The 22146-nt window shown below is 71.6% G+C and carries 23 protein-coding genes; 7 read left to right on the top strand and 16 right to left on the bottom strand.

Features of this window, described 5'->3' with window-relative positions:
• Positions 1-295: 295 nt before the first annotated feature.
• From M8C13_RS34485 to M8C13_RS34505, 5 genes are all read right to left on the bottom strand, one after another.
• Complete coding sequence (locus tag M8C13_RS34485; RefSeq protein WP_252484972.1) at positions 296-901, bottom strand: DUF6461 domain-containing protein; 606 nt, start codon at positions 899-901, stop codon at positions 296-298.
• A gap of 144 nt (positions 902-1045) precedes the next feature.
• Positions 1046-2644 carry a phosphoglycerate dehydrogenase gene (gene serA / locus M8C13_RS34490; RefSeq protein ID WP_252484973.1) on the bottom strand — a complete coding sequence of 533 codons (1599 nt, stop codon included), beginning with the start codon at positions 2642-2644 and terminating at the stop codon, positions 1046-1048.
• A 143-nt stretch (positions 2645-2787) separates the two neighbouring features.
• Positions 2788-3066, bottom strand: coding sequence for a DUF397 domain-containing protein (locus M8C13_RS34495; RefSeq protein WP_252484974.1), 279 nt, complete (start codon positions 3064-3066; stop codon positions 2788-2790).
• Positions 3063-3272, bottom strand: coding sequence for a DUF397 domain-containing protein (locus M8C13_RS34500; protein WP_252484975.1), 210 nt, complete (start codon positions 3270-3272; stop codon positions 3063-3065). Before M8C13_RS34500 ends, M8C13_RS34495 begins: the two co-directional genes overlap by 4 nt.
• Before the next feature lie 68 nt (positions 3273-3340).
• Positions 3341-4189, bottom strand: coding sequence for a helix-turn-helix transcriptional regulator (locus tag M8C13_RS34505; RefSeq protein ID WP_252484976.1), 849 nt, complete (start codon positions 4187-4189; stop codon positions 3341-3343).
• 294 nt (positions 4190-4483) lie between these two features.
• On the opposite strand from M8C13_RS34505, the gene M8C13_RS34510 reads away from it, so the two are divergent.
• A complete protein-coding gene (locus tag M8C13_RS34510; protein ID WP_252484977.1) occupies positions 4484-4933 on the top strand; it encodes a hypothetical protein in 450 nt (149 codons plus the stop codon).
• Positions 4934-4986: 53 nt separating this feature from the next.
• Positions 4987-5943 (top strand): phosphotransferase family protein, encoded by a 957-nt coding sequence (locus M8C13_RS34515; protein ID WP_252485052.1) that lies wholly within the window; start codon positions 4987-4989, stop codon positions 5941-5943.
• Positions 5944-5976: 33 nt separating this feature from the next.
• Here the strand turns inward: M8C13_RS34515 and M8C13_RS34520 are convergent, their stop codons facing one another.
• The 4 genes from M8C13_RS34520 to M8C13_RS34535 all read right to left on the bottom strand — a co-directional run bounded on the left by M8C13_RS34520 (position 5977) and on the right by M8C13_RS34535 (position 9949).
• A complete protein-coding gene (locus tag M8C13_RS34520) occupies positions 5977-6330 on the bottom strand; it encodes a hypothetical protein (protein WP_252484978.1) in 354 nt (117 codons plus the stop codon).
• 243 nt (positions 6331-6573) lie between these two features.
• A complete protein-coding gene (ilvC, locus tag M8C13_RS34525; protein WP_252484979.1) occupies positions 6574-7587 on the bottom strand; it encodes a ketol-acid reductoisomerase in 1014 nt (337 codons plus the stop codon).
• Positions 7588-7611: 24 nt separating this feature from the next.
• Positions 7612-8118, bottom strand: coding sequence for an acetolactate synthase small subunit (gene ilvN, locus M8C13_RS34530; protein WP_252484980.1), 507 nt, complete (start codon positions 8116-8118; stop codon positions 7612-7614).
• Positions 8119-8122: 4 nt separating this feature from the next.
• Entirely contained in the window at positions 8123-9949 is a 1827-nt protein-coding gene (locus M8C13_RS34535) for an acetolactate synthase large subunit (protein ID WP_252484981.1), read from the bottom strand.
• Positions 9950-10228: 279 nt separating this feature from the next.
• On the opposite strand from M8C13_RS34535, the gene M8C13_RS34540 reads away from it, so the two are divergent.
• Positions 10229-10645 carry a PH domain-containing protein gene (locus M8C13_RS34540; protein WP_252484982.1) on the top strand — a complete coding sequence of 139 codons (417 nt, stop codon included), beginning with the start codon at positions 10229-10231 and terminating at the stop codon, positions 10643-10645.
• A 9-nt stretch (positions 10646-10654) separates the two neighbouring features.
• Positions 10655-12499, top strand: coding sequence for a dihydroxy-acid dehydratase (ilvD, locus tag M8C13_RS34545; protein ID WP_252484983.1), 1845 nt, complete (start codon positions 10655-10657; stop codon positions 12497-12499).
• Positions 12500-12555: 56 nt separating this feature from the next.
• Here ilvD and M8C13_RS34550 read toward each other — a convergent pair whose 3' ends face one another.
• Together M8C13_RS34550 and M8C13_RS34555 are read right to left on the bottom strand one after the other, a co-directional pair.
• Positions 12556-13188, bottom strand: a complete 633-nt coding sequence (locus M8C13_RS34550; protein WP_252484984.1) for a DoxX family protein — start codon at positions 13186-13188, stop codon at positions 12556-12558.
• Between the two features lie 71 nt (positions 13189-13259).
• Positions 13260-14183, bottom strand: a complete 924-nt coding sequence (locus M8C13_RS34555) for a 2-hydroxyacid dehydrogenase (RefSeq protein WP_252484985.1) — start codon at positions 14181-14183, stop codon at positions 13260-13262.
• A 91-nt stretch (positions 14184-14274) separates the two neighbouring features.
• On the opposite strand from M8C13_RS34555, the gene M8C13_RS34560 reads away from it, so the two are divergent.
• Positions 14275-15399 carry a sorbosone dehydrogenase family protein gene (locus tag M8C13_RS34560; protein ID WP_252484986.1) on the top strand — a complete coding sequence of 375 codons (1125 nt, stop codon included), beginning with the start codon at positions 14275-14277 and terminating at the stop codon, positions 15397-15399.
• 5 nt (positions 15400-15404) lie between these two features.
• Here the strand turns inward: M8C13_RS34560 and M8C13_RS34565 are convergent, their stop codons facing one another.
• The 5 genes from M8C13_RS34565 to gatC form a co-directional block, all read right to left on the bottom strand.
• Positions 15405-15920 carry a YfbM family protein gene (locus M8C13_RS34565; protein ID WP_252484987.1) on the bottom strand — a complete coding sequence of 172 codons (516 nt, stop codon included), beginning with the start codon at positions 15918-15920 and terminating at the stop codon, positions 15405-15407.
• A gap of 266 nt (positions 15921-16186) precedes the next feature.
• Positions 16187-17698: an Asp-tRNA(Asn)/Glu-tRNA(Gln) amidotransferase subunit GatB gene (gene gatB, locus M8C13_RS34570; protein ID WP_252484988.1), complete on the bottom strand. Its 1512-nt coding sequence runs from the start codon at positions 17696-17698 to the stop codon at positions 16187-16189.
• The gene (locus M8C13_RS34575) at positions 17688-17957 is read right to left on the bottom strand and encodes a hypothetical protein (protein WP_252484989.1); all 270 of its coding nucleotides are present in this window, start codon (positions 17955-17957) and stop codon (positions 17688-17690) included. Before M8C13_RS34575 ends, gatB begins: the two co-directional genes overlap by 11 nt.
• Positions 17954-19477 carry an Asp-tRNA(Asn)/Glu-tRNA(Gln) amidotransferase subunit GatA gene (gene gatA, locus M8C13_RS34580; RefSeq protein WP_252484990.1) on the bottom strand — a complete coding sequence of 508 codons (1524 nt, stop codon included), beginning with the start codon at positions 19475-19477 and terminating at the stop codon, positions 17954-17956. The genes M8C13_RS34575 and gatA overlap by 4 nt, the downstream gene beginning before the upstream one ends.
• A 1-nt stretch (position 19478) precedes the next feature.
• Positions 19479-19775, bottom strand: a complete 297-nt coding sequence (gene gatC / locus M8C13_RS34585; protein ID WP_252484991.1) for an Asp-tRNA(Asn)/Glu-tRNA(Gln) amidotransferase subunit GatC — start codon at positions 19773-19775, stop codon at positions 19479-19481.
• 188 nt (positions 19776-19963) lie between these two features.
• Between gatC and M8C13_RS34590 the strand changes: the two genes are divergently transcribed.
• Both M8C13_RS34590 and M8C13_RS34595 read left to right on the top strand, forming a co-directional pair.
• A complete protein-coding gene (locus M8C13_RS34590; protein ID WP_252484992.1) occupies positions 19964-20617 on the top strand; it encodes an ACT domain-containing protein in 654 nt (217 codons plus the stop codon).
• 105 nt (positions 20618-20722) lie between these two features.
• Positions 20723-22141 (top strand): alpha/beta fold hydrolase, encoded by a 1419-nt coding sequence (locus tag M8C13_RS34595; protein ID WP_252484993.1) that lies wholly within the window; start codon positions 20723-20725, stop codon positions 22139-22141.
• Positions 22142-22146: the final 5 nt, after the last annotated feature.

Raw genomic sequence — 22146 nt, forward strand, 5'->3', positions numbered from 1 at the left:
CAGGGACAAACCGTTGCGCGCAGGTTACCGGCTGAGGGGCCGGAAAACGCAGTCCGGACACGCTTTCCCACCGATCTCTCCCGTACTGCGGGACACCCGATCGGGTTTCCCCCGTCAAGGGAGCCCGATTTTGGCCGTTTCGAAGGGTGGAAAGCCCGTCTCAACCGACGAAGTCCCGTCCTGGGGCGGGAGGATGGCAGCCTAACCGGGCTCACCGGGCCCAAACCGGCCGCCAGCGGGGCGTGGCCGGAAGTTGGGGAAAGTCCACCCGTCCGGGTGAACCGGAGACAAAGTCTCACTCCGGTTCTCGCGCGGAGAGGACCACCGTCGGCAGCGTTCCGGAGAGGGTCTCCTGGGTCAGCCGGACGCCGGTGACCCGCTCGGCCAGGGCCAGCGCGGCGGCGTCCGGGTCGGGCGCGGTCCCACCATCCGGATCCAGCCCGACGGCCAGCATCACCGGCAGCAGCGCGTCCGGCAGGCTGCCCCAGCGCAGGTACGGCACCAGCTGGTCGAAGGCGGTGCGCAGGGCGCCGTCCACCGCGTGGCTGATCTGCCCGACCGCGTCCAGGTTGCGGTAGACCGAGAGCACCTCGCCGCCGTGCGAGACCACCGAGAGCACCTCGTCCAAAGTGGACTGGAACCCGTTGGGCTCCACCACCAGCACCCAGTCCCCCACCTTGGTCACCGCGGCCAGCAGCAGCGACTCGGGCAGCGCGTCCTGTTGCGCCCGGTCGATCTCCTCCAGCGTCATGGCCCGCGCGCTGTCCGGGTCGGCCCCGAACCGGCGCAGCACCTCGGCCTCGTCCACCCCGCGCACGAAGGCCAGCGCGAACGCCGCGCCCAGCGGCAGCTCGGCCAGCCACGCGTAGTCCCCGGCGCCGTCACCCGCGCCGGAGAGCATCCCGACCCCTGGAGATCCACATACGCCGAATGCTGCCACCAGAACCCCCAGGACTCCACGGCCATCCGTCGGTCCCGCCCATATCGACCAACGCGACGATGCCCCGGCGCGCTCGCGCACCGGGGCATCGTGGTCAGGATCGGCTCAGAAGGCGATGGCCTTCACCGTGCGGGCGCCGACGGTGGCGCCGATGGGCTCCAGCACGCCGGCGTCGACCGGGCGGTCCACCCGGAGCAGCATGGTGGCGTCCTGGCCGTCGCGGGTCTGGGAGATCTGCGCGGCCTCCACGTTGACGCCGGCCTCGCCGAGCAGGGTGCCGACGGTGCCCATCACGCCGGGGCGGTCCGGGTACTCCAGCAGCAGCACGTGGCCCTCGGCGCGCAGGTCGAAGCTGCGGCCGTTGACCTCGACCAGCTTCTCCACCTGGTTGCGGCCGCTGAGCGAGCCGGAGACGCTGTGCGCGGTGCCGTCCGCGCCGACCGTGCGCACGGTGACCAGGCTGCGGTGGTTGGCGCTCTCGGACTCGGTGACCACGCGCACGTCCACGCCGAGGTCGGCGGCCAGCTTGGGCGCGTTGACGAAGGTGACCTGCTCGTCCACCAGGTGCGCGAACACCCCGCGCAGCGCGGCCAGCGGCAGCACCCGGACGTCCTCAGTGGACAGTTCGCCGCGCACCTCGACGGTGACCGAGACCGGCGCGCGGTTGGCGCCGAAGGCGGCCAGCACGGCGCCCAGCTTCTGGGTCAGCGGCAGGTACGGGCGGACCTCCTCGCCGACCACGCCGCCACCCTGCACGTTCACCGCGTCCGGCACGAAGTCCCCGCGCAGCGCGAGCACCACGGACCGGGCCACGTCGGTGCCCGCGCGGTCCTGCGCCTCGGCGGTGGAGGCGCCCAGGTGCGGGGTCACCACGGCCTTGGGCAGCTCGAACAGCGGGCTCTCGGTGCACGGCTCGGTGACGAAGACGTCGATGCCGGCACCGCCGACCTGGCCCTCCCGGATGGCGTCGGCCAGCGCGGCCTCGTCGATCAGCCCGCCGCGGGCGGCGTTGACGATGAGCACGCCCTTCTTGGTCCTGGCCAGCTGCTCCTTGCCGATCAGACCGAGGGTCTCCGGGGTCTTGGGCAGGTGGATGGAGATCGCGTCGGCGCGCTCCAGCAGCTCCTCCAGGCTGACCAGCTCGATGCCGAGCTGGGCGGCGCGGGCCGGGGCCACGTACGGGTCGTAGGCGATCAGGTTGGTGCCGAAGGCGGCGATCCGCTGGGCGAACAGCTGGCCGATCTTGCCGAGGCCGACCACGCCGACGGTCTTGCCGTTGAGCTCCACGCCGCCGTAGGCGCTGCGCTTCCACTGGCCGTTGCGCAGGCTGGCGTCGGCGGGGGCGATGTTGCGGGCCACCGCGAGCAGCAGGGCCACCGCGTGCTCGGCGGCGGAGACGATGTTCGAGGTGGGCGCGTTGACCACCATCACGCCGCGCGCGGTGGCGGCGGGCACCTCGACGTTGTCCAGGCCGACACCGGCCCTGGCGACCACCTTGAGCTTGCCCGCGGCGGCGAAGACCTCGGCGTCGACCTTGGTGGCCGAGCGCACGAGCAGCGCGTCGGCGTCCGCGACCGCGGACAGCAGTGCGGGGCGGTCGGTGCCGTCGACGTGACGGATCTCGACGTCGTCGCCGAGCACGTCGAGCACCGAGGGCGCGAGCTTCTCCGCGATCAGCACGACGGGGCGGTTGGGGTTGGTCACCGGTGCGCTCCTGAGAGGACGGATTGCCTTGGTCCGGGTCACCGCGTTGTGCCCCGAGCGGGAAAGCCGCAGTCTAGCTGCGGTGTTACCGCCATGTTTCAGGTGGCGGGGGCGAGCTTGGTCACCCCCGCTCCACCCGCTGTTCACCAGGGCTCGGTGAACTCCCCGTCCTTGGCCCCGGCCAGGAACGCCTCCCACTCGCTGGTGGTGAACACCAGGATGGGTCCCTCGGGCTGCGCGCTGTTGCGCATCCCGATGTAGGTGGCGCCGCCGGAGTCGACGAAGGCGATCTCCACCTTGCCGGTGCCGTCCGGGTCGTCCTCGCTGGAGAGCCACCGGGCCCCGGAGAAGTCGAGCGTGTCCCTGATCTCCGCCTTGTCGTCGTAGACCGGGACCTTGGTGCTGGGGTGCTGCTCGGTCACTCGCCGGTCCCGCGCAAGGCAGGGGCCGCGGTGAGGAAACCGTGCCACTGGGCGCGGCTGAACACCAGCGCGCCGCCCGCGCGGTTCTTGGTGTCGCGGACCGCCGCGACGGCCGCGGGTAGAGCGACCTCGACGCAGTTGTTGCCGCCGCCGCTGTAGCTGCTGACCCGCCAGGACAGCGATTCGGTGTGGTTGCTGGCGAACATGACTTGCTCCTTGCCGGATAACAGATGGTGCGATTCCTGAGCGCAGCGCCGGATGGCCTGCCTCCTGCTCATGCCAGTTCCTCCGCCATGGCGGCCATCAGGGCCACCGACTCCTCGGTGCCCAGCGCCGCGGCGCGGACATGGTCGAAAACGGTGCTGTACAACCGGATCTCCTCCGGCTTCTCCAGGTAGAGCGCGCTGGTGAGGCTCTCCACGTAGACCACGGTCGGGTCCAGCGGATCGGGGAAGCCGAGGATGACGAACGGGCCGTCGGAGGCCGCGTGCGCGCCCGCGGTGAACGGGAGCACCTGGATCTCCACGTTCGGCAGCGAGCTCATCTTCACCAGCCGGTCGAGCTGTTCGCGCATCACGTCGGCGTCGCCCACCCGCCTGCGCAACGCGCCCTCGTCCAGCACCGCCCAGTACTTGGGCCCGTGGTCGGCCGAGAGCAGGCCCTGGCGGGCCATCCGGGCGGAGACCCGGCGCTCGACCTCGTTGGGCGCGGCCTTGGGCCGCACCGCGCGGAAGACCGCCAGCGCGTACCGCTCGGTCTGCAGCAGACCCGGCACGACCAGCGACTCGAAGGTGCGGATGGAGGACGCCTCCGCCTCCATCCCGGCGAAGCCACCGGTGAGCACGTCGCCGTAGTTGTGCCACCAGCCCTTGAGCTTGGCCATCCGGGCCAGGTCGATCAGCGCGTTCTGCCGGTCGCCCTCGACGCCGTAGAGAACGAGCATGTCGCGCACGTCCCTCGGGTTGACCCCGGTGCGGCCGGTCTCGATCCGGCTGACCTTGGCCGCTGAGCATTCAAGATGGGCCGCCACCTCCTCACAGGTGAGGTTGGAGCTCTCACGGAGTCGTCGTAGTTCGGAGGCCAGTCGCCTTCTGCGCACGGTCGGGCTGTGACTGGTGGACATCTCCTGGCCTCCGGGCAAGTTCGCGAGATCGCGGCGTGTCCGCGGTGCGGTGCCGGCCGCCCGCCGTGACACGCAGTGAGAAGGAACTTGCGCAGTGTGCCCGTCCAGGCTAGCTACCTGCAATCGCTTGTGGTTTGCAGGACGACACTCTCACCCGATCGTGTCTTTCGCAGTATGTACGTTGCATTTTCGATGGTCCGTCTTGCACGCTAGGTACCCGCGCCGTCGCTCTCCGAAATCGGGCGCAGACACCGACGGTAAGCGATCGGTGACACAGTACTCACGTTAGGGGCGGTGGAGACCGTGTGGTCGTCAGGCAGGCCCATCCTGGATGTGCACGAGGCGCCCGACCGCTGCACGACCCGCGGCCGCGAGTGCTACCGCGCGGTGGCCTCCCGCCTCGCCGAACTGGCGGAGCTGGCCGAGGAGCAGACCGACCCGGCCGCCCGCAACGCGCTGCTGCGCACGGTCCGCGGCTGGCAGTTCCTGCTCGCCCAGCACCGCTCGGTGGGCCGCAAGAAGCGCAGGCGGTGCCGCCTGTGCAGGCCCAGCTGGGGCCTTGGCGGCGAGTGGCCCTGCCCGACCTGGCGGATCGCCTACGTCCAGCTGTGCCTGGTGGAGGACGCGCCGTCCCCTTCCCCTGAGCTGTCGTCCTGGTCTGGTAGCCCCCCGCCGGGCCAGGACGACATCCCCGTGCAGCGCGCCCGCCACCGGCTGCGGCTGGCGCCCGACCAGGTGGCCTAGAACTCGCTGGCGGAACACGGTCGGCACGGACCACGCTCAGGTCCGTGCCGATCATGCTGCCTAGCCTGTCCACCGAAGAGGAATATGCCCAGGCATTGGGCGACCCGGCGGTCTGGTTACCCGTGCACCGGGCCGCGCTGGCCGCCGCTAACCTGCCGCCACCAGCGCGGATGTGGCTGGCCGGGCGCAGCACCTATCCCACCGCGCTGACCGGTTCGGGCCTGGTGGTGAAGCTGTTCACGCCGTTCTGGCACGGCCCGGACAGCATCGAGGCCGAGCGAGCCGCCTACCGCCTGCTGGCCGCGGACCCGGCGCTGCCGGTGCCGGAGCTGGTGGCCGACGGCGAGCTGGCTCCCGGCTGGAGCTACCTGGTCTGCCGCCGGATGCCCGGCCTGCCGCTGACTACGCTGAGTGACAGGTGGCAATTTTCTGCGGCCGAACGGACCAGGTTCGCTGAACACGTCGGAGCGGTCTTGTGCAGGTTGCATCAACTTGCGTTACCAAGTTCAGGGCGGCTGGCGGCCAGTTCATCGACCATGACCGGGTTACTGCACCGGCGGCTGGCGGAGGCGCCCCGCGAACGACGAGCCGCGGTCCCGCTGCGCCGCAGCCTGCTCGATGAGCTGACCGAGTGGCAAGCGACCTTCGTCGGGTCCTGGCGGCCACCGGAACCGGTGCTGGTGCACGGGGATCTCAGCGGCGAGCATCTGTTGGTCTCGGCGGGCCTGCTGACCGGGCTGATCGACTTCGGCGAGGCGCAGACCGGGGACCGCCGCTACGACGTGGCCTCACTGCACCTGGGCGCGTTCGAGGGCGACGTGCGGATGCTGCGGGCGTTCGCGGCCGGATACGGCGATCCAGGGCTGCTGGGGCCGCCGGAGGACCTGCTGGGGATGAGCCTGTGCCACGACTTCGAGCTGCTGGGCCCGCTGCTGGAGCGGCGGCCGGAGCTGGCGGCGGCGCGTGGCGCGGCCGAACTGGCGGAATGGCTCTGGGGGTTGGGGGCCTGACCGGACGCCCCCAACCCCTGTCCCGGCCCGTGCTCAGTGCAGGGCGTGCCTCGGGCGGTGCTCGGCGAAGGCGGCCTGCTGGGCCTGCACCAGCATCTGCGGCAGGCCGCGTTCCACCGCCAGGAAGCGCTGGGCGCTGTCGTAGGCGCGGCAGGGCTCGAAGGGCAGCCGGTGGCGCCGTTTGCCGGGCTGGCACTGGCGGCAGTGGCCGTACTCGTCCGGCTCGTGCGCGTCCAGCACCAGCTTCAGCGCGGAGATCAGACGGGGCATCTCGGCCCTGGCCAGTTCGGCCACGTCCAGGTCGTCGAGGGTGTGGATCAAGGTGAACAACTTGGCCAGGTGGGTCCGGACCGACTCGTCCAGCCCACCGGTCATGTTGCCGGTCATGGCTTTGCACGCTCCCCGCGTCGTCATGAGGCGGCGCTTCCGCCGTCTCCCTGCTGCCGAGCTGGGGTCCCAAGCCCCGCCGGCGGACCGCGGATCACTGTTAGGTCAATGCTAAATAGGCAAATTACTGAGTGAAATGAACCGATCGGGTGGGATCACGGATGACCCTCCGTAACCCCCTGAACAGCGCGAACGCCGCCCACTCCAGGGTGGACGGCGTTCGCTCTGTGCTGGTTGCAGACGTCAGGCGGTCTCGGTGATGGGCCGGTCGACCCAGGACATGAGCGCCCGAAGCTTCTTGCCGGTCTCCTCGATCGGGTGAGCTTCGCCCTCCTGCTGGAGCTTGCGGTAGTTGGCGCGGCCGTTGTCGTCCTCGGCCACCCACTCGCGGGCGAAGGTGCCGTCCTGGACCTCGCCCAGGATCTTCTTCATCTCCTCCTTGACCGCGGCGGTGATCACGCGCGGGCCGCGGGTCAGGTCGCCGTACTCGGCGGTGTCGGAGATCGAGTAGCGCATCCGGGCGATGCCGCCCTCGTACATCAGGTCGACGATCAGCTTCAGCTCGTGCAGGCACTCGAAGTAGGCGACCTCGGGGGCGTAGCCCGCCTCGGTCAGCACCTCGAAGCCGGCCTGCACCAGCGCGCTGGCGCCGCCGCAGAGCACCGCCTGCTCGCCGAAGAGGTCGGTCTCGGTCTCCTCGGTGAAGGTGGTCTTGATGACGCCGGCCCGGCTGCCGCCGATGGCCTTGGCGTAGGAGAGCGCGAGCGCCTGGGCGTTGCCGGAGGCGTCCTGCTCCACCGCGATCAGGCAGGGCACGCCCTTGCCGTCGACGAACTGGCGGCGGACCAGGTGGCCGGGGCCCTTCGGCGCGACCATGGCGACGTCCACATTGGACGGCGGGGTGATCAGGCCGTAGCGGATGTTGAAGCCGTGGCCGAAGAACAGCGCGTCGCCGTCGTTGAGGTTCGGCGCGACGTCCTGGGCGTAGATGTGCCGCTGCGCGGTGTCCGGCGCCAGGATCATGATCAGGTCGGCTTCCGCGGAGGCCTCGGCGGGAGTGAGGACGCGCAGGCCCTCCTCCTCGGCCTTGGCCCGGGACTTGCTGGTCTCCGGCAGGCCGATCCGCACGTCGACGCCCGAGTCGCGCAGGCTCAGCGCGTGCGCGTGGCCCTGGCTGCCGTAGCCGATCACCGCGACCTTGCGACCCTGGATGACACTGATGTCGGCGTCGTCGTCGTAGAAGATCTCGACACTCATGCTCTTGCTTCTCCTATATGTGTACTAGCGAACCGCGGTCGCGGTGATGGAACGAGCGCCCCTGCCGATGGCCACCATGCCGGACTGGACCATCTCCCTGATGCCGTAGGGCTCCAGCATGCGCAGCAGGGCGTCGAGCTTGTCGGTGGTGCCGGTGGCCTCGATGGTCAGCGCCTCCGGGGAGACGTCGACCACCTTGGCGCGGAAGAGCTGCACGGTCTCCAGCACCTGGCTGCGCACGGTGGCGTCCGCCCGGACCTTCACCATCAGCAGCTCGCGGCGCACGGACACCGAGGCGTCCAGCTCAACGATCTTGATCACGTGCACGAGCTTGTTGAGCTGCTTGGTGACCTGCTCCAGCGGCAGCAGCTCCACGGCGACCACGATGGTCATCCGGGACACCTCGGGGTGCTCGGTCGGACCCACCGCGAGGCTCTCGATGTTGAAGCCCCGCCGGGAGAACAGGCCCGCGACCCTGGCGAGCACACCGGGCTTGTTCTCCACCAGCACGCTCAGCGTGTGCCGAGTCATCGCCTCACACCTCGTCTTCGTCGAACAGCGGGCGGATGCCGCGCGCGGCCATGATCTCGTCGTTGCCGGTGCCCGCGGCCACCATGGGCCACACCTGGGCGTCCTTGCCGACCACGAAGTCGATGACCACCGGGCGGTCGTTGATCTCCATCGCCTGCTGGATGACCTTGTCGACCTCTTCCTTGGTCTCCGCGCGCAGACCGGCGCAGCCCAGCGCCTCACCGAGCAGCACGAAGTCCGGGATGCGGTGCTTGTGCGTGCCCAGGTCGGTGTTGGAGTAGCGCTCGGCGTAGAAGAGGTTCTGCCACTGCCGGACCATGCCCAGGTTGCCGTTGTTCATCACCGCGACCTTGATCGGGATGCCCTCGATCGCGCAGGTGGCCAGCTCCTGGTTGGTCATCTGGAAGCAGCCGTCGCCGTCGATCGCCCAGACCTGCTTGTCCGGCATGCCCGCCTTGGCGCCCATGGCCGCCGGCACGGCGAAGCCCATGGTGCCCAGGCCGCCGGAGTTGATCCAGGTGGCAGGCTTCTCGTACTTGACGAACTGCGCGGCCCACATCTGGTGCTGGCCGACGCCCGCGGTGTAGATCGCCTCCGGGCCGACCAGGTTGCCGATCCGCTCGATCACGTACTGCGGGGACAGCGTGCCGTCGGCGGGCCAGTCGTAGCCCAGCGGGAAGGAGCCGCGGATGCCGTCGAGCATGGTCCACCACGCGGAGATGTCCGCGCGGACCCCGCCCTCGTACTCCGCGCGCACCGCGGGCACCAGGTCGGCGATGATCTCCTTGACGTCGCCCACGATCGGCACGTCGGCCTTGCGGTTCTTGGAGATCTCGGCCGGGTCGATGTCGGCGTGGATGACCTGGGCGTCCGGCGCGAAGGTGCCCAGTTGGCCGGTGACCCGGTCGTCGAAGCGCGCGCCCAGGGTGATCAGCAGGTCCGAGCGCTGCAGCGCGGCCACCGCGGCGACCGTGCCGTGCATGCCCGGCATGCCCAGGTGGCTGCGGTGGGAGTCGGGGAAGGCGCCGCGGGCCATCAGCGTGGTGACCACCGGGATGCCGGTCAGCTCGGCCAGCTCCAGCAGCTCGGCGGATGCCTTGCCGCGCACCACGCCGCCGCCGACGTAGAGCACCGGGCGCTTGGCCGAGGCGATCAGCTTGGCCGCCTCGCGCACCTGCTTGCCGTGCGGCTTGGTGGTCGGCCGGTAGCCGGGCAGCCGCATCTCCGGCGGCCAGCTGAAGGAGGTGGTGGCCTGCAGGATGTCCTTGGGCAGGTCCACCAGCACGGGGCCGGGCCGGCCGGTGCTGGCGATGTGGAAGGCCTCGGCGATCGCGCGCGGGATCTCCGCGGCGTCGGTCACCAGGATGTTGTGCTTGGTGATGGGCATGGTGATGCCACAGATGTCGGCTTCCTGGAAGGCATCCGTGCCGATCGAGGAGCGCGCCACCTGGCCGGTGATCGCGACCATCGGGATGGAGTCCATGTAGGCGTCGGCGATCGGGGTGACCAGGTTCGTCGCGCCGGGACCCGAGGTGGCCATGCACACCCCGACCCGGCCGGTGGCGTGCGCGTAGCCGGAGGCGGCGTGGCCCGCGCCCTGCTCGTGCCGGACCAGGATGTGCCGCACCTTGGTGGAGTCCAGCAGCGGGTCGTAGGCGGGCAGGATGGCCCCGCCGGGGATACCGAAGACGATCTCGCAGCCCACCGACTCGAGCGAGCGCACGAGCGACTGCGCGCCGGTCACCCTGACCGGAGCGCCGGCAGGCGGGGTCGGGCGGGGTCTTGCCCCCTGGGACGGCTGGGGCGGCGGCGTGGGCCTCACCTGGGTCATCGGGTCTGCCTCGTGTTCGGTGTGAGCAAGCTACGGGCAACAAAAAACCCTCGTCGGCCTAGGTTGGCCGTACGAGGGTTGCGCGTCGACGAGTGCTTCCTAGGCGTCGACGCGCCTGGGAAGTACGAGGAGGAAAGTCTTGCGCTGCACCCTGCCGACGCTAGCCCTTGGCCGGGACAGGCGTCAACTCTGCGGGACGGTACTCCCGGATGTTGGACACGACCGAGGGACACCGCACCGTCGCGAACACCCGTTCGCGCAAGTGGAAGGATCGAGGACGTGAGCGGACTGATTTTCCGGATCCCCACTGCGGCTATGATTCCGGCGGCGCTGCTGTTCGTGTGCGCGACCCCACTCGCCTTCGGCGCGCCCGGTCTCCAGGTGGTCTACCTGGTGCCGCTCGCACTGGTCCTGTGGGTGATCCGCACCAGGACCGTGGTCGACGCCGAACAGGTGCGCATCCGCACGCTGTTCGGCGCTCGCAGCATCGCCTGGTCGGACATCGCCGCGCTGCGCCTGACCAAGGCCTCCGGGGTGAAGGCGGTGCTCACCGACGACTCCGAGGTCACGCTGCCCGCGGTGCGGGTGCGCGATCTCGACGCGCTGGCGCGGGCCAGCGGCGGCCGCTTCGGCGAACCCGAGGCCGCCGCCGAGACCGGGCCCGCCAAGCCGGACCCCACTGACGAACCCCGTTAAGGAGGAGCTGTGCCCCCGCTCCGCTCCCGCGTGACCACCCACGGCCGCAACGCCGCGGGCGCCCGTTCACTCTGGCGCGCCACCGGTATGACCGACTCCGACTTCGGCAAGCCGATCGTGGCCATCGCCAACTCCTACACCCAGTTCGTGCCGGGGCACGTGCACCTTCGTGACCTCGGTGACATCGTGGCCGAGTCGGTGCGCGAGGCCGGTGGCGTGGCCCGGGAGTTCCACACCATCGCGGTGGACGACGGCATCGCCATGGGGCACGGCGGGATGCTCTACTCGCTGCCCTCCCGCGAGCTGATCGCGGACGCGGTGGAGTACATGGTCAACGGCCACGCCGCGGACGCGCTGGTCTGCATCTCCAACTGCGACAAGATCACCCCCGGCATGCTGATGGCCGCGCTGCGGCTGAACATCCCGGTGGTCTTCGTCTCCGGCGGGCCGATGGAGGCAGGCAAGGCCGTGGTGGTGGACGGGGTCGCGCAGGCGCCCACCGACCTGATCACCGCGATCGCCGCCTCGGCCAGCCCGGACGTCGACGACGAGGGCCTGTCCATCGTGGAGCGCTCGGCCTGCCCGACCTGTGGCTCCTGTTCCGGCATGTTCACCGCGAACTCGATGAACTGCCTCACCGAGGCGCTCGGGCTTTCCTTGCCGGGCAACGGGTCCACCCTGGCCACGCACGCCGCCCGCCGGGCGCTGTTCGAGCGGGCGGGCACCACCGTGGTGGAGCTGGCCAAGCGCTACTACCAGCAGGACGACGAGTCCGCGCTGCCGCGCAACATCGCCAACCGGGCCGCGTTCGAGAACGCGATGGCGCTGGACGTGGCCATGGGCGGCTCGACCAACACCGTGCTGCACGTGCTGGCCGCCGCGCACGAGGCGGAGCTCGACTTCACCATGGCCGACATCGACGCGGTCAGCCGCCGGGTGCCCTGCCTGGCCAAGGTGAGCCCGAACTCCGACTACCACATGGAGGACGTGCACCGGGCCGGTGGCATCCCGGCCATCCTGGGCGAGCTGGACCGGGCCGGGCTGCTCAACCGGGACGTGCGCACCGTGCACAGCGCGAGCATGGACGAGTGGCTGGGCACCTGGGACATCCGGGCGGAGTCGCCCTCGGCGGAGGCGGTCGAGCTGTTCCACGCCGCGCCCGGCGGGGTGCGCACCACGCAGGCCTTCTCCACCAGCAACCGGTGGTCCTCGCTGGACACCGACGCGGCGGGCGGCTGCATCAGGGACCGCGCGCACGCCTACACCGCTGACGGCGGCCTGGCGGTGCTGCACGGCAACCTGGCCGAGGACGGCGCGGTGATCAAGACCGCCGGGATCGACGAGGAGCTGTGGGTCTTCCGCGGCCCGGCCAGGGTGGTGGAGAGCCAGGAGCAGGCGGTCTCGGCGATCCTGGGCAAGCAGGTGCAGCCGGGTGAGGTCGTGGTGGTCCGGTACGAGGGCCCGGCAGGCGGCCCCGGCATGCAGGAGATGTTGCACCCCACCGCGTTCCTCAAGGGCGCGGGCCTGGGCAAGGTGTGCGCGCTGATCACCGACGGCCGGTTCTCCGGCGGGTCCTCGGGCATCTCGGTCGGGCACATCTCGCCGGAGGCGGCCGAGGGCGGGCTGATCGGGCTGGTGCAGGACGGGGACGAGATCGTCATCGACGTGCACCGGCGCAAGCTGGAGCTGCTGGTGGACGAGGCGGTGCTGGCCGAGCGGCGGGCCAAGATGGAGGCCAGCGAGAACCCGTGGCAGCCGGTGGACCGCCAGCGCCCGGTGTCCAAGGCCCTGCGCGCCTACGCCCGCCTGGCCACCTCAGCGGCCACCGGCGCGGTCCGCGACCCGAACAAGTGACACAGCAGCGCGGGCCCGGCTCGTGGTGAGCCGGGCCCGCGCTGGTTGTTGTGGCGTCAGCGCAGGACCACCAGGGTGATCACCGCGGCGCCCGCCGCGACCAGGAGGAAGAGCACGCCCCACGGGAGTGGGACGCGCGCCCAGGAGCGCCTGTTGTCGAGGGCGGCGCGGCCGGGCCCGAGGAACAGCAGCGCGGCCGCCAGGGCGCCGAGCACGAGGTCGAACTCGAAGCCGTTCTGGCCGAGGAAGAAACCGTTGTTCCACTTGAGCGTGACCGCGTTGATCATCACGCCGAGCAGGCCTGCCGCGCCGAGCGGGGTCAGGAAGCCCAGCACGACCAGCACGCCGCCGCCCAGTTCGGCGATCCCGGCGACGTAGGCCAGGATCCGGGTCTGCTGGAACCCGAAGGACTCCAGCACCTTGGCGAACCCGTTGATGCCGGGTCCGTTGAACACACCGAAGAGCTTCTGCGCCCCGTGCGCGATGAACGTGCCACCGAGCACCAGCCGCAGGACGAGCAGGCCGAGGTCGGTGCCACCGTTCCAGGCGAAGGGCTTGCGCCGCACGGTGTCCGCACCGTCGGCCTGGTCAACGGGCAGTGCCGCCGTGGTGCCGGTGGCGGAATACCCCGCGTCGTCGAAGTGGTGCGCGCCCCCGCTGGTGCCGGGGCCGCTGTCGTGAGTGCTCACGCCCACGCAGGCTAGGTGATCCGAGCCACTTCGGCGACCCGGGCGGCGTGGCGGCGCGCCTTTCCCGGCGGTCAGTAGCTGCCGCGGATCAGGTTCTCCGGGTCCTTGCCGGCGGCGAACTGGGCGATCTGCCTGGCCACGATGCGGAAGGCGCGCTGGTGCTGACCAGCCACGCTGCCTGCCACGTGCGGAGTCAGCAGCAGGTTCGGCGCGCGCCACAGCGGATGGCCCTCGGGCAGCGGTTCCGGGTCGGTGACATCCAGCGCGGCGCGCAGCCTGCCGCTGGTCAGCTCGGCCAGCAGCGCGTCGGTGTCCACCACCGGGCCGCGGGCGCCGTTGACGAAGATCGCGCCGTCGGCCATCCGGGCCAGGAACTTAGCGTCCACCAGGTGCCGGGTGTCCTCGGTCATCGGCACCACCACGACCACCGCGTCGTACTCGCCGAGCAGCTCGGGCAGCTCCTCCTCGCCGCGCACCCCCTCCCGCGCGCTGCGCCCGACCAGGGTGACCTCGGTGTCGAACGGGATGAGCCTGCGCTCCAGCTGCCTGCCCAGGTCACCGGCGCCGACCACGAGGATCCGCTTGCCCTGGAGGGTGTCGGTCTGGTGGTAGGCCCACTTCCCGGCGCGCTGGGCGGCGTCGAACTCGCGGAAGTCGCGGTAGATCGACAGCAGCGCGCCGACCACCCACTCCGCGGTGCTGCCGCCGTGCGCGCCCCGGCAGTTGGACAGCTTGACCCGCTCGGGCAGCGCGCCGATCCAGGCCTCCGCGCCCGCGCTGAGCAGCTGCACCAGCTGGAGCCTTGGCAGCGACTCGGCCAGCGGCACCAGGTCCCGAGAGGCCAGGAACGGCGGCACGAACACCTCGGCCTCCACCGCCTCGGCCGGCATGTTGAGCTGGTCGTGCGGGTCGTAGGTGACCACCCGCACACCTTCGATCGCGGACACCAGGTCGGCGGCCCCTGGGTAGTCGGGCAGCAGCACAGTCAGGCTCACATCGGCACTCTAACCTCGGGTTCACCTGCGGCCACCTACCCTGGAGCCCATGCCAGCCCCGGGTTCGAAGCGACGGACGTCCCTCATCGGGATGGTGGCGCTCGCCCTGCTGGTCTCCGGGTGCGCCAGCTTCCCCGAGGTGCGGCAGGCCGACTGGACCGAGCAGCCCCGGCTACAGCCCCAGGGCGCGCCGCCACCCGGTGGCGGTGGCGGCGGTGGGGGCGGCGGCCAGCAGCCCCCGACCCGGCCGAACACCCCGGTGCCGCCGCCGGACGGCTGCAAGGACTTCGACCCCTCGGTGGTCGCGACCTGCCTGGACCAGGTGGCCGCGGTCGCGGTGCTGCCAGACGGGCAGTCCGCGCTGGCCGCCGAGCGGGTCAGCGGGAAGATCCTGAAGGTGCAGCCGGGCAAGTCGCCGGAGGAGTTCGCCCGGATCCCGGTGGACGGGGCCGGCGGCGGCGGGCTGACCGGGCTCGCGCTCTCGCCCAGCTACGCCGAGGACGGGCTGGTCTTCGCCTACGTCACCACCGGCTCGGACAACCGGGTGGTGCGCATCGCCAAGGGCGACGGCCCCAAGCCGGTGCTCACCGGCATCCCGCGCGGCGGCCGCAACAACGGCGGCGCGCTGGCCAGGGACCGGACCGGGGCGCTGCTGGTGGCCACCGGCAACGCGGGCAACGGCGGCGCGGCGAGCGATCCGAACTCCCTGGCCGGGAAGGTCCTGCGGATCACCACCTCCGGCAAGCCCGCCGACGGCAACCCCAACGCCGGCAGCACGGTGGTGGCCACCGGCCTGACCAGCCCCGGCGGCATCTGCAGCACCACCGACCACCGCACCACCTGGGTCACCGACCGTACGGACAAGCAGGACGTGGTCTACAAGTTCGCCCTGGGCAAGCCCCTGGGCACCCCGGCCTGGACCTGGCCGGACCGCCCCGGCGTGGCAGGCTGCGCCGCCTACAGCGACCGCCTGTCAGTCGCGCTGACCACCGGCGCCGGCATGTTCAACCTGGCCGTGAGCAACACCGGCGCCTTCACCGGCCGCCCGGAAACCACCCTGAAGGGCACCTACGGCCAACTCGGCGGCGTGGACCTGGGCCCGGACGGCAACGCCTGGGTGGGCACGCTGAACAAGGCCGGCGGCAAGCCGGTGAGCAGCGACGACCGGGTGTTCGTGCTGCCGCCGCAGGGCGGTGGCACCGGCGGGAACGACTAGCCGGGTCAGTCCCACCACAGCACGACGGCAAGTCCGCGACGTGCGGCCTCGCCGTAGAAGTCGCGCAGGATGGCGTGCTGCCTGGCCAGTTGTCCAGCCAGATCGCCGACTGCTTCGCGCGCGATCCCACCCAGCGCGGCTTCGGCCTCCTCCGCGTTCGACGGCACCGCGGCCTGGACCGTCGTGGGTGGCACGGCGCGCAACGCCTCGGCAACCTCGCCAACCCTCGATGCCTCCAGCGCCACAACCGGGTGTTCCCAGATCGTGCCGGGATGTTCCCGGTAGGCCGGGTTCACTTCTCCGTCACCGTCGAACCCGCGCCGGAGAACCGCCAGGGTCCGGGCATCGACCCCGGCCAGCGCCCACGCTCGTGTCAGCGCGCCCGGCCACCAGTTCAGATCCAGGCGGTCCTCATCCGGCGTCGACGTGAACGAGCAGAGCTCATCCAGCGCCGCCACCGACTGGCGGCAGGCGGCCAGTCGCGTGGCGGGGATGCGGACCAGTTGCTGGGTGATGGCCATACGGTGCAGTATGGCGGGGGCTGCGCCGGCCAAGCGCGCGGTCGCGCGAGTCGAGCGGGCAGCGGGCAGCGGGCAGCGGGCAGCGGGCAGCGGGCAGCGGGCAGCGGGCAGCGGGCAGCGGGCAGCGGGCAGCGGGCAGCGGGCAGCGGGCAGCGGGCAGCGGGCAGCGGGCAGCGGGCAGCGGGCGAGTATGGCGCGGCCCGTGTCGCCCGGGGTGGATGTCCCGGGCGGCACGGGCCGCGGTGCTGCTGTTGTCGCTGGTGGCGTTACTGCCCGCAGCGTTCCAGGACCAGTTCGCGGACGCGTTTGGCGTCGGCTTGGCCCTTGGTGGCCTTCATGACCGCGCCGACCACGGCGCCTGCCGCGGCGACCTTGCCGGAGCGGATCTTCTCGGCGATGTCGGGCTGGGCGGCCAGGGCCTCGTCGACCGCGGCGAGCAGGGCCGAGTCGTCGGAGACCACGACCAGGCCGCGGGCCTCGACCACGGCGTCGGGCTCGCCCTCGCCTGCCAGCACGCCGTCGACGACCTGGCGGGCCAGCTTGTTGGTCAGCTTGCCCTCGGTGACCATGGCGATCACCCTGGCCAGCTGGGCCGGGGTGATGGCCAGGTCAGCCAGCTCGACGCCCTGGGTGTTGGCCTGCTGGGAGAGGTAGGCCACCCACCAGGAGCGGGCCTCGTCCGGGGCGGCGCCCGCCTCGACGGTGGCCGCGACCAGCTCCAGCGCGCCCGCGTTGACCAGGTCGCGCAGTTCCGGGTCGGACAGCTTCCACTCGGCCTGGATCCGCTTGCGGCGCTGCCAGGGCAGCTCGGGCAGGGTCTGCGCGAGCTCGGCCACCCACTCCCGGGACGGGGCGATCGGCACCAGGTCGGGCTCCGGGAAGTACCGGTAGTCCTCGCTGGTCTCCTTGCGCCGTCCCGGCCGGGTGCTGCCGGTGGACTCGTCGAAGTGCCTGGTCTCCTGGACGACCTCGCCGCCGCTGGTCAGCACCGCGGCGTGCCTGCGCATCTCGAAGTGCACGGCCCGCTCGACGCTGCGCAGCGAGTTGACGTTCTTGGTCTCCGAGCGGGTGCCGAGCACGCTGCTGCCCTTGGGCATCAGCGAGACGTTCGCGTCGCAGCGCAGCGAGCCCTGGTCCATCCGCACGTCCGAGACGTCCAGCGCCTTGAGCAGGTCGCGCAGCGCGCTGACGTAGGCGCGGGCCACCTCGGGCGCGCGTTCGCCGGTGCCGTGGATCGTCTTGGTGACGATCTCGATCAGCGGCACGCCCGCCCGGTTGTAGTCCAGCAGGGAGAACTCGGCGCCGTGGATGCGCCCGGTCGCGCCGCCCACGTGCAGCGACTTGCCGGTGTCCTCCTCCATGTGCGCGCGCTCGATCTCCACCCGGAAGATCTCACCGTCGTCGAGCACCACGTCCAGGTAGCCGTTGAAGGCGATCGGCTCGTCGTACTGCGAGGTCTGGAAGTTCTTCGGCATGTCGGGGTAGAAGTAGTTCTTCCGCGCGAACCGGCACCACTCCGCGATCTCGCAGTTGAGCGCGAGACCGATCCGGATGGCCGACTCGACCGCCTTGCCGTTGACCACCGGCAGCGCGCCGGGCAGGCCGAGGCAGGTCGGGCAGACCTGGGTGTTGGGCTCGGCCCCGAACTGTGTGGGGCAGCCGCAGAACATCTTGGTGTTGGTGTGCAGTTCGACGTGCACCTCCAGCCCCAGCACCGGGTCGAAGCGCTCGACCACGTCGGAGTAGGGCAGCAGTTCTGCCGTGACGTCAGTCGTCATCGCCGTCGTCCTCCCAGTCGGACAGGATGTCCCGCTTGAGCAGCTCGGACTGGAGCACCATCGTGCCGAGCAGTTCCTCGTCGTTGATCCCGGCGGTGCGCCGGGTGCACCAGGTGGGCGTGCCACTGGCGTCCAGGCACTTCACCACGGCGAGTGCCTCGATCGGGGTCCAGCCGTCGGGCAGCGGGAACAGTTCGAGTCCCCGCAGCACCTGGCCGACCGATTGGCGGGTGTCCTCCCGCTCACTGCGTTCGCTCACCGCACGCCCGCCGCGAGGTCCGGCACCCGGTGGATCTGCGCACCGCCCTCGGCGTCGTTGCGCGCGACCTCGTAGGCCGCGGCCACCCGGTACATCCGCTCGTCGGCCAGCGCGGGCGCCATGATCTGCAAGCCGACCGGCAGCCCGTCCTCGTCGGAGAGGCCGCTGGGCACGCTCATCGCCGCGTTGCCCGCCAGGTTGGACGGGATGGTGCACAGGTCGGCCAGGTACATCGCCATCGGGTCGGCGGTGCGCTCGCCGAGCCGGAACGCCGTGGTCGGCGTCGTCGGCGAGATCAGCACGTCGACCTGCTCGAACGCGCTGGTGAAGTCGCGCGAGATGAGGGTGCGGACCTTCTGCGCCGAGCCGTAGTAGGCGTCGTAGTACCCGGCGGAGAGCGCGTAGGTGCCCAGGATCACCCGGCGCTTGACCTCGGGGCCGAAGCCGGCCTCACGGGTGAGCGACATGACCTGCTCGGCGTCCAGCGCCGGGTCCTCGCCGCCGACCCGCAGGCCGTAGCGCATGGCGTCGAAGCGGGCCAGGTTGGAGGAGCACTCGCTCGGCGCGATCAGGTAGTAGGCGGGCAGCGCGTAGGTGAAGTTCGGGCAGGAGACCTCCACGACCTCCGCGCCCAGCTTCTCCAGGGTGGCCACCGCGGCCTCGAAGGAGCGCAGCACGCCGGGCTGGTAGCCGTCGCCGCTGAACTCGCTGACCACGCCGATGCGCAGGCCGCTGAGGTCACCGTTGGCGCCCTGGCGGGCGGCCGCGACCACCGGCGGGACCGGCACGTTCAGCGAGGTGGAGTCGAGCGGGTCGTGCCCGGCGATGACCTCGTGCAGCAGCGCCGCGTCCAGCACGGTGCGGGCGCAGGGCCCCGCCTGGTCCAGTGAGGAGGAGAAGGCGACCAGGCCGTAGCGGGACACGCCGCCGTAGGTGGGCTTGACGCCGACGGTGCCGGTGACCGCGCCCGGCTGGCGGATCGAGCCGCCGGTGTCGGTGCCGATGGCCAGCGGGGCCTGGAAGGCGGCCAGCGCGGCCGAGGAGCCGCCGCCGGAGCCGCCGGGGATGCGGTCGAGGTCCCACGGGTTGTGCGTGGGGCCGTAGGCGGAGTTCTCGGTGGAGGAGCCCATCGCGAACTCGTCCATGTTGGTCTTGCCGAGGATGACCACGCCCGCCTCGCGCAGCCGCCGGGTGACGGTGGCGTCATACGGCGGGATCCAGCCCTCCAGCATCTTGGAGCCGCAGGTGGTGGGCACGCCCTTGGTGGTGAGCACGTCCTTGAGCGCCAGCGGCACCCCGGCCAGCGGCGAGGCCGGGGCCTCACCCGCGGCGATGGACTTGTCCACGGCCTCGGCTGCGGCCAGCGCGCCCTCGGAGTCCACGTGCAGGAAGGCGTGCACGGCGCCGTCGACCGCGGCCACGCGGTCCAGGTGCGCCTTGGCGACCTCCACCGCGGAGACCTCACGCGAGTGGATCTTGCCGGCCAGTTCGGCCGCGGTGAGCCTGGTCAGGTCGGTCATGTCAGGCCTCCCCGAGGATGCGCGGCACGCGGAACCGGCCGTCCTCGGCCGCGGGCGCCGCGGCGAGCGCGTCCTCCCTGGGCAGCGAGGGGGTGATCTCGTCGGCGCGGAAGACGTTGGTCAGCGGCACGGAGTGCGAGGTCGGCGGGACGTCCTCGGCGGCTACCTCGCCGACCTTGGCCACCGCCTGGATGATGCCGTCCAACTGGCCGGCGAACAGGTCCAGTTCGGCATCGGTGACGGCGAGCCTGGCCAGCCTGGCCAGGTGCGCTACCTCGTCGCGCGAGATGGTGGGCACTGGTGGACTCCCTGAAAGTTGCTGCCCGGATGCGGGGCTTCGTTGCGGGCTGAGTCTATGGCGCGGGCCGTCACGGCCCCGAACGGGTTGTTGGTCTGGCCGTCACGCTGTGGATAACTGGACGGGTTCTCTCGACATGTGGACGGCGGAGTCGGTGTTGTCGGCCGGGTCTGCGACAATCGGCGGCCGTGTCCTTCCTGATCCGCGTGCAGCTTCCCGACCGTCCCGGCACTCTGGGGGCGGTCGCGTCGGCGCTCGGTGAGATCGGGGCCGACATTCTGAGCGTGGACGTGGTCGAACGCGGTGTCGGCGTGGCCATCGACGACCTGGTGGTGGAGCTGCCCTCGGGCCGGTTGCCGGACGTGCTGATCACCGCGGCCGAGTCGGTCGAGGGCGTCGAGGTGGACGCGGTGCGGCCCTACGCCGGCATCCTCAACACCCACCGCGAGCTGGAGCTGGTGGAGGAGATCGCCGCCGAGCCGCGCAAGGGCCTTGAGGTCTTCACCGAGGGCGTGCCGCGGATCATCCGGGCCGGCTGGGCCGTGGTGGTCGGCAACAACGGCGACGGCCCGTACCGGCTGGCCGCCAGCAGCGCGGCCCCGGAGACCAAGGCGATCGACCTGCCCTGGCTGCCGCTGGCCAAGGCGACCATCCTGGACGGCGAGGAGCCGTGGGTGCCCGAGACCTGGCAGGAGCTGGGCACCGAGCTGGCGGCCACCCCGCTGGGCAACCCGGACCGGGTGCTGCTGGTGGGGCGGCCGGGCGGGCCGATGTTCCGGGCGGCCGAGGTGGCGCGGCTGGCGCACCTGGCCGGGATCGTCGCGGTGGTCCTGCCCGACTAACGCGGGCTGACCGGCGGTCACGCGGCCCGGTAGCGCCTGCGGCGCGGCTTGGCGTCTGCCGGATTGCAGACGCGGCGGGCCGGTCCCCGGCGCGAGCCTGGGCCGGTGACCAAGACACTTCGCCTGCTCGCGGTGGCGGCCGGTGCGGCCGTGGCCGTCCTGCACGCCCCGCCCGCGACCGCCACACCCGCGCTGACCTGGCGGGACTGCGACTCCGGCGTCCAGTGCGCCGAGCTGTCCGTACCTGCTGACCACGCCAACCCGCGCGGGTCCCGCTTCGACCTCGCGCTGGCCCGCTATCCCGCCAAGGACCCGGCCACCCGCCTCGGCTCCATCGTGGTCAACCCCGGCGGACCGGGCGCCTACCTGCACCTGTTGCCGCAGCTGGGCGGGCAGTTCGCCGAGCTGACCCAGTGGTTCGACGTGGTGCTGTTCGACCCGCGCGGGATGGGGCGCAGCGCCGGGATCACCTGCCCGACCGGCGCGCCGATCCCGCTGGAGTGGGCCTTCCCGGACGAGGCCGCCTACCGCGCGCAGGTGGCGCGCAGCCGGGAGTTCGGCGCGGGCTGCGCCGAGGCCGCCGGGCCGCTGGCCGGGAAGCTGGACAGCAGGCAGGTCGCGCACGACCTGGACGCGATCAGGGCCGCACTGGGCGAGTCCAAGCTGCGGTACCTGGGCAACTCCTACGGCACCGTGTTCGGCCAGGCCTACCTGTCCCTGTTCCCGCACCGGTCCGGGCGGTTCTTCCTGGACAGCGTGTACGACCACACCAACCGCTCGCAGCGGGACTGGGTGAGTTCGCGGGCCGAGGTGGCCGAGCGGAACCTGCACCGCTTCGGCGACTGGTGCGCGCGCACGCCGGACTGCGCGCTGCACGGGCGCGACCTGGTCAAGGTGTGGACGGACCTGGTGGCGCGGGCCGAGCGGCAGCCGATCCCGGCGCCCGGCGCGAAGTTCGGCGGGCCAGGCACCGCGGCGCGGATCGTCTCCAGCACGCACTCGGACTTCGAGCGGGACTGGCCGCGACTGGCCCAGGCGATCGCCGAGGCGGACGCCGGTGATGCCAGCAAGCTGGTCGGCGTGCCCGAGATCCCGGTGGAGACCGATGTGAACCGGCAGATCAACTGCGCGGACTTCCCCTACGCCACCGACTACCGCGAGGTGAGCCGGATCGTGGCCGGGATCAGGGCCACCGTGGCCCCGCTGCTGGGCTGGCGGCACGCCTGGGTCAACGTGCTCAAGTGCGCCGGGCTGCCCGAGGTCAGCGGCTTTGCCCCGCAACCGATCCCGCCCGCGCACCGGCCGCCCGCGCTGCTCGCCGACGGCATCCACGACTCGGTGACCACGGTGGACTACGGGCGGCGGGTGACCGCGCAGCTGCCCGGTTCCCGGCACATCGCGGTGGTGGGCGGGCACGCCAACTACCTCTACGCGGGCAACCACTGCCTGCGCGGGCACGTGCACCGCTACCTCACCACCGGCGCGCTGCCGCCGGCCGGCCTGACCTGTCCGGCGAACACCTGAAGACT

Origin of the sequence: Crossiella sp. SN42 (assembly GCF_023897065.1) — a bacterium.
Classification (GTDB): Bacteria; Actinomycetota; Actinomycetes; order Mycobacteriales; family Pseudonocardiaceae; genus Crossiella.

What these genes read in the sequence shown, in the direction of transcription:
- M8C13_RS34515 (WP_252485052.1), top strand. Translation starts at nt 4,987, where the DNA reads ATGCTGCCTAGCCTGTCCACCGAAGAGGAATATGCCCAGGCATTGGGC.
- gatB (WP_252484988.1), bottom strand. Translation starts at nt 17,698, where the DNA reads ATGACGACTGACGTCACGGCAGAACTGCTGCCCTACTCCGACGTGGTC.
- gatA (WP_252484990.1), bottom strand. Translation starts at nt 19,477, where the DNA reads ATGACCGACCTGACCAGGCTCACCGCGGCCGAACTGGCCGGCAAGATC.
- M8C13_RS34565 (WP_252484987.1), bottom strand. Translation starts at nt 15,920, where the DNA reads ATGGCCATCACCCAGCAACTGGTCCGCATCCCCGCCACGCGACTGGCC.
- M8C13_RS34560 (WP_252484986.1), top strand. Translation starts at nt 14,275, where the DNA reads ATGGTGGCGCTCGCCCTGCTGGTCTCCGGGTGCGCCAGCTTCCCCGAG.
- M8C13_RS34505 (WP_252484976.1), bottom strand. Translation starts at nt 4,189, where the DNA reads ATGTCCACCAGTCACAGCCCGACCGTGCGCAGAAGGCGACTGGCCTCC.
- M8C13_RS34485 (WP_252484972.1), bottom strand. Translation starts at nt 901, where the DNA reads ATGCTCTCCGGCGCGGGTGACGGCGCCGGGGACTACGCGTGGCTGGCC.
- M8C13_RS34520 (WP_252484978.1), bottom strand. Translation starts at nt 6,330, where the DNA reads ATGACCGGCAACATGACCGGTGGGCTGGACGAGTCGGTCCGGACCCAC.
- M8C13_RS34535 (WP_252484981.1), bottom strand. Translation starts at nt 9,949, where the DNA reads ATGACCCAGGTGAGGCCCACGCCGCCGCCCCAGCCGTCCCAGGGGGCA.
- ilvC (WP_252484979.1), bottom strand. Translation starts at nt 7,587, where the DNA reads ATGAGTGTCGAGATCTTCTACGACGACGACGCCGACATCAGTGTCATC.
- ilvN (WP_252484980.1), bottom strand. Translation starts at nt 8,118, where the DNA reads ATGACTCGGCACACGCTGAGCGTGCTGGTGGAGAACAAGCCCGGTGTG.
- M8C13_RS34500 (WP_252484975.1), bottom strand. Translation starts at nt 3,272, where the DNA reads ATGTTCGCCAGCAACCACACCGAATCGCTGTCCTGGCGGGTCAGCAGC.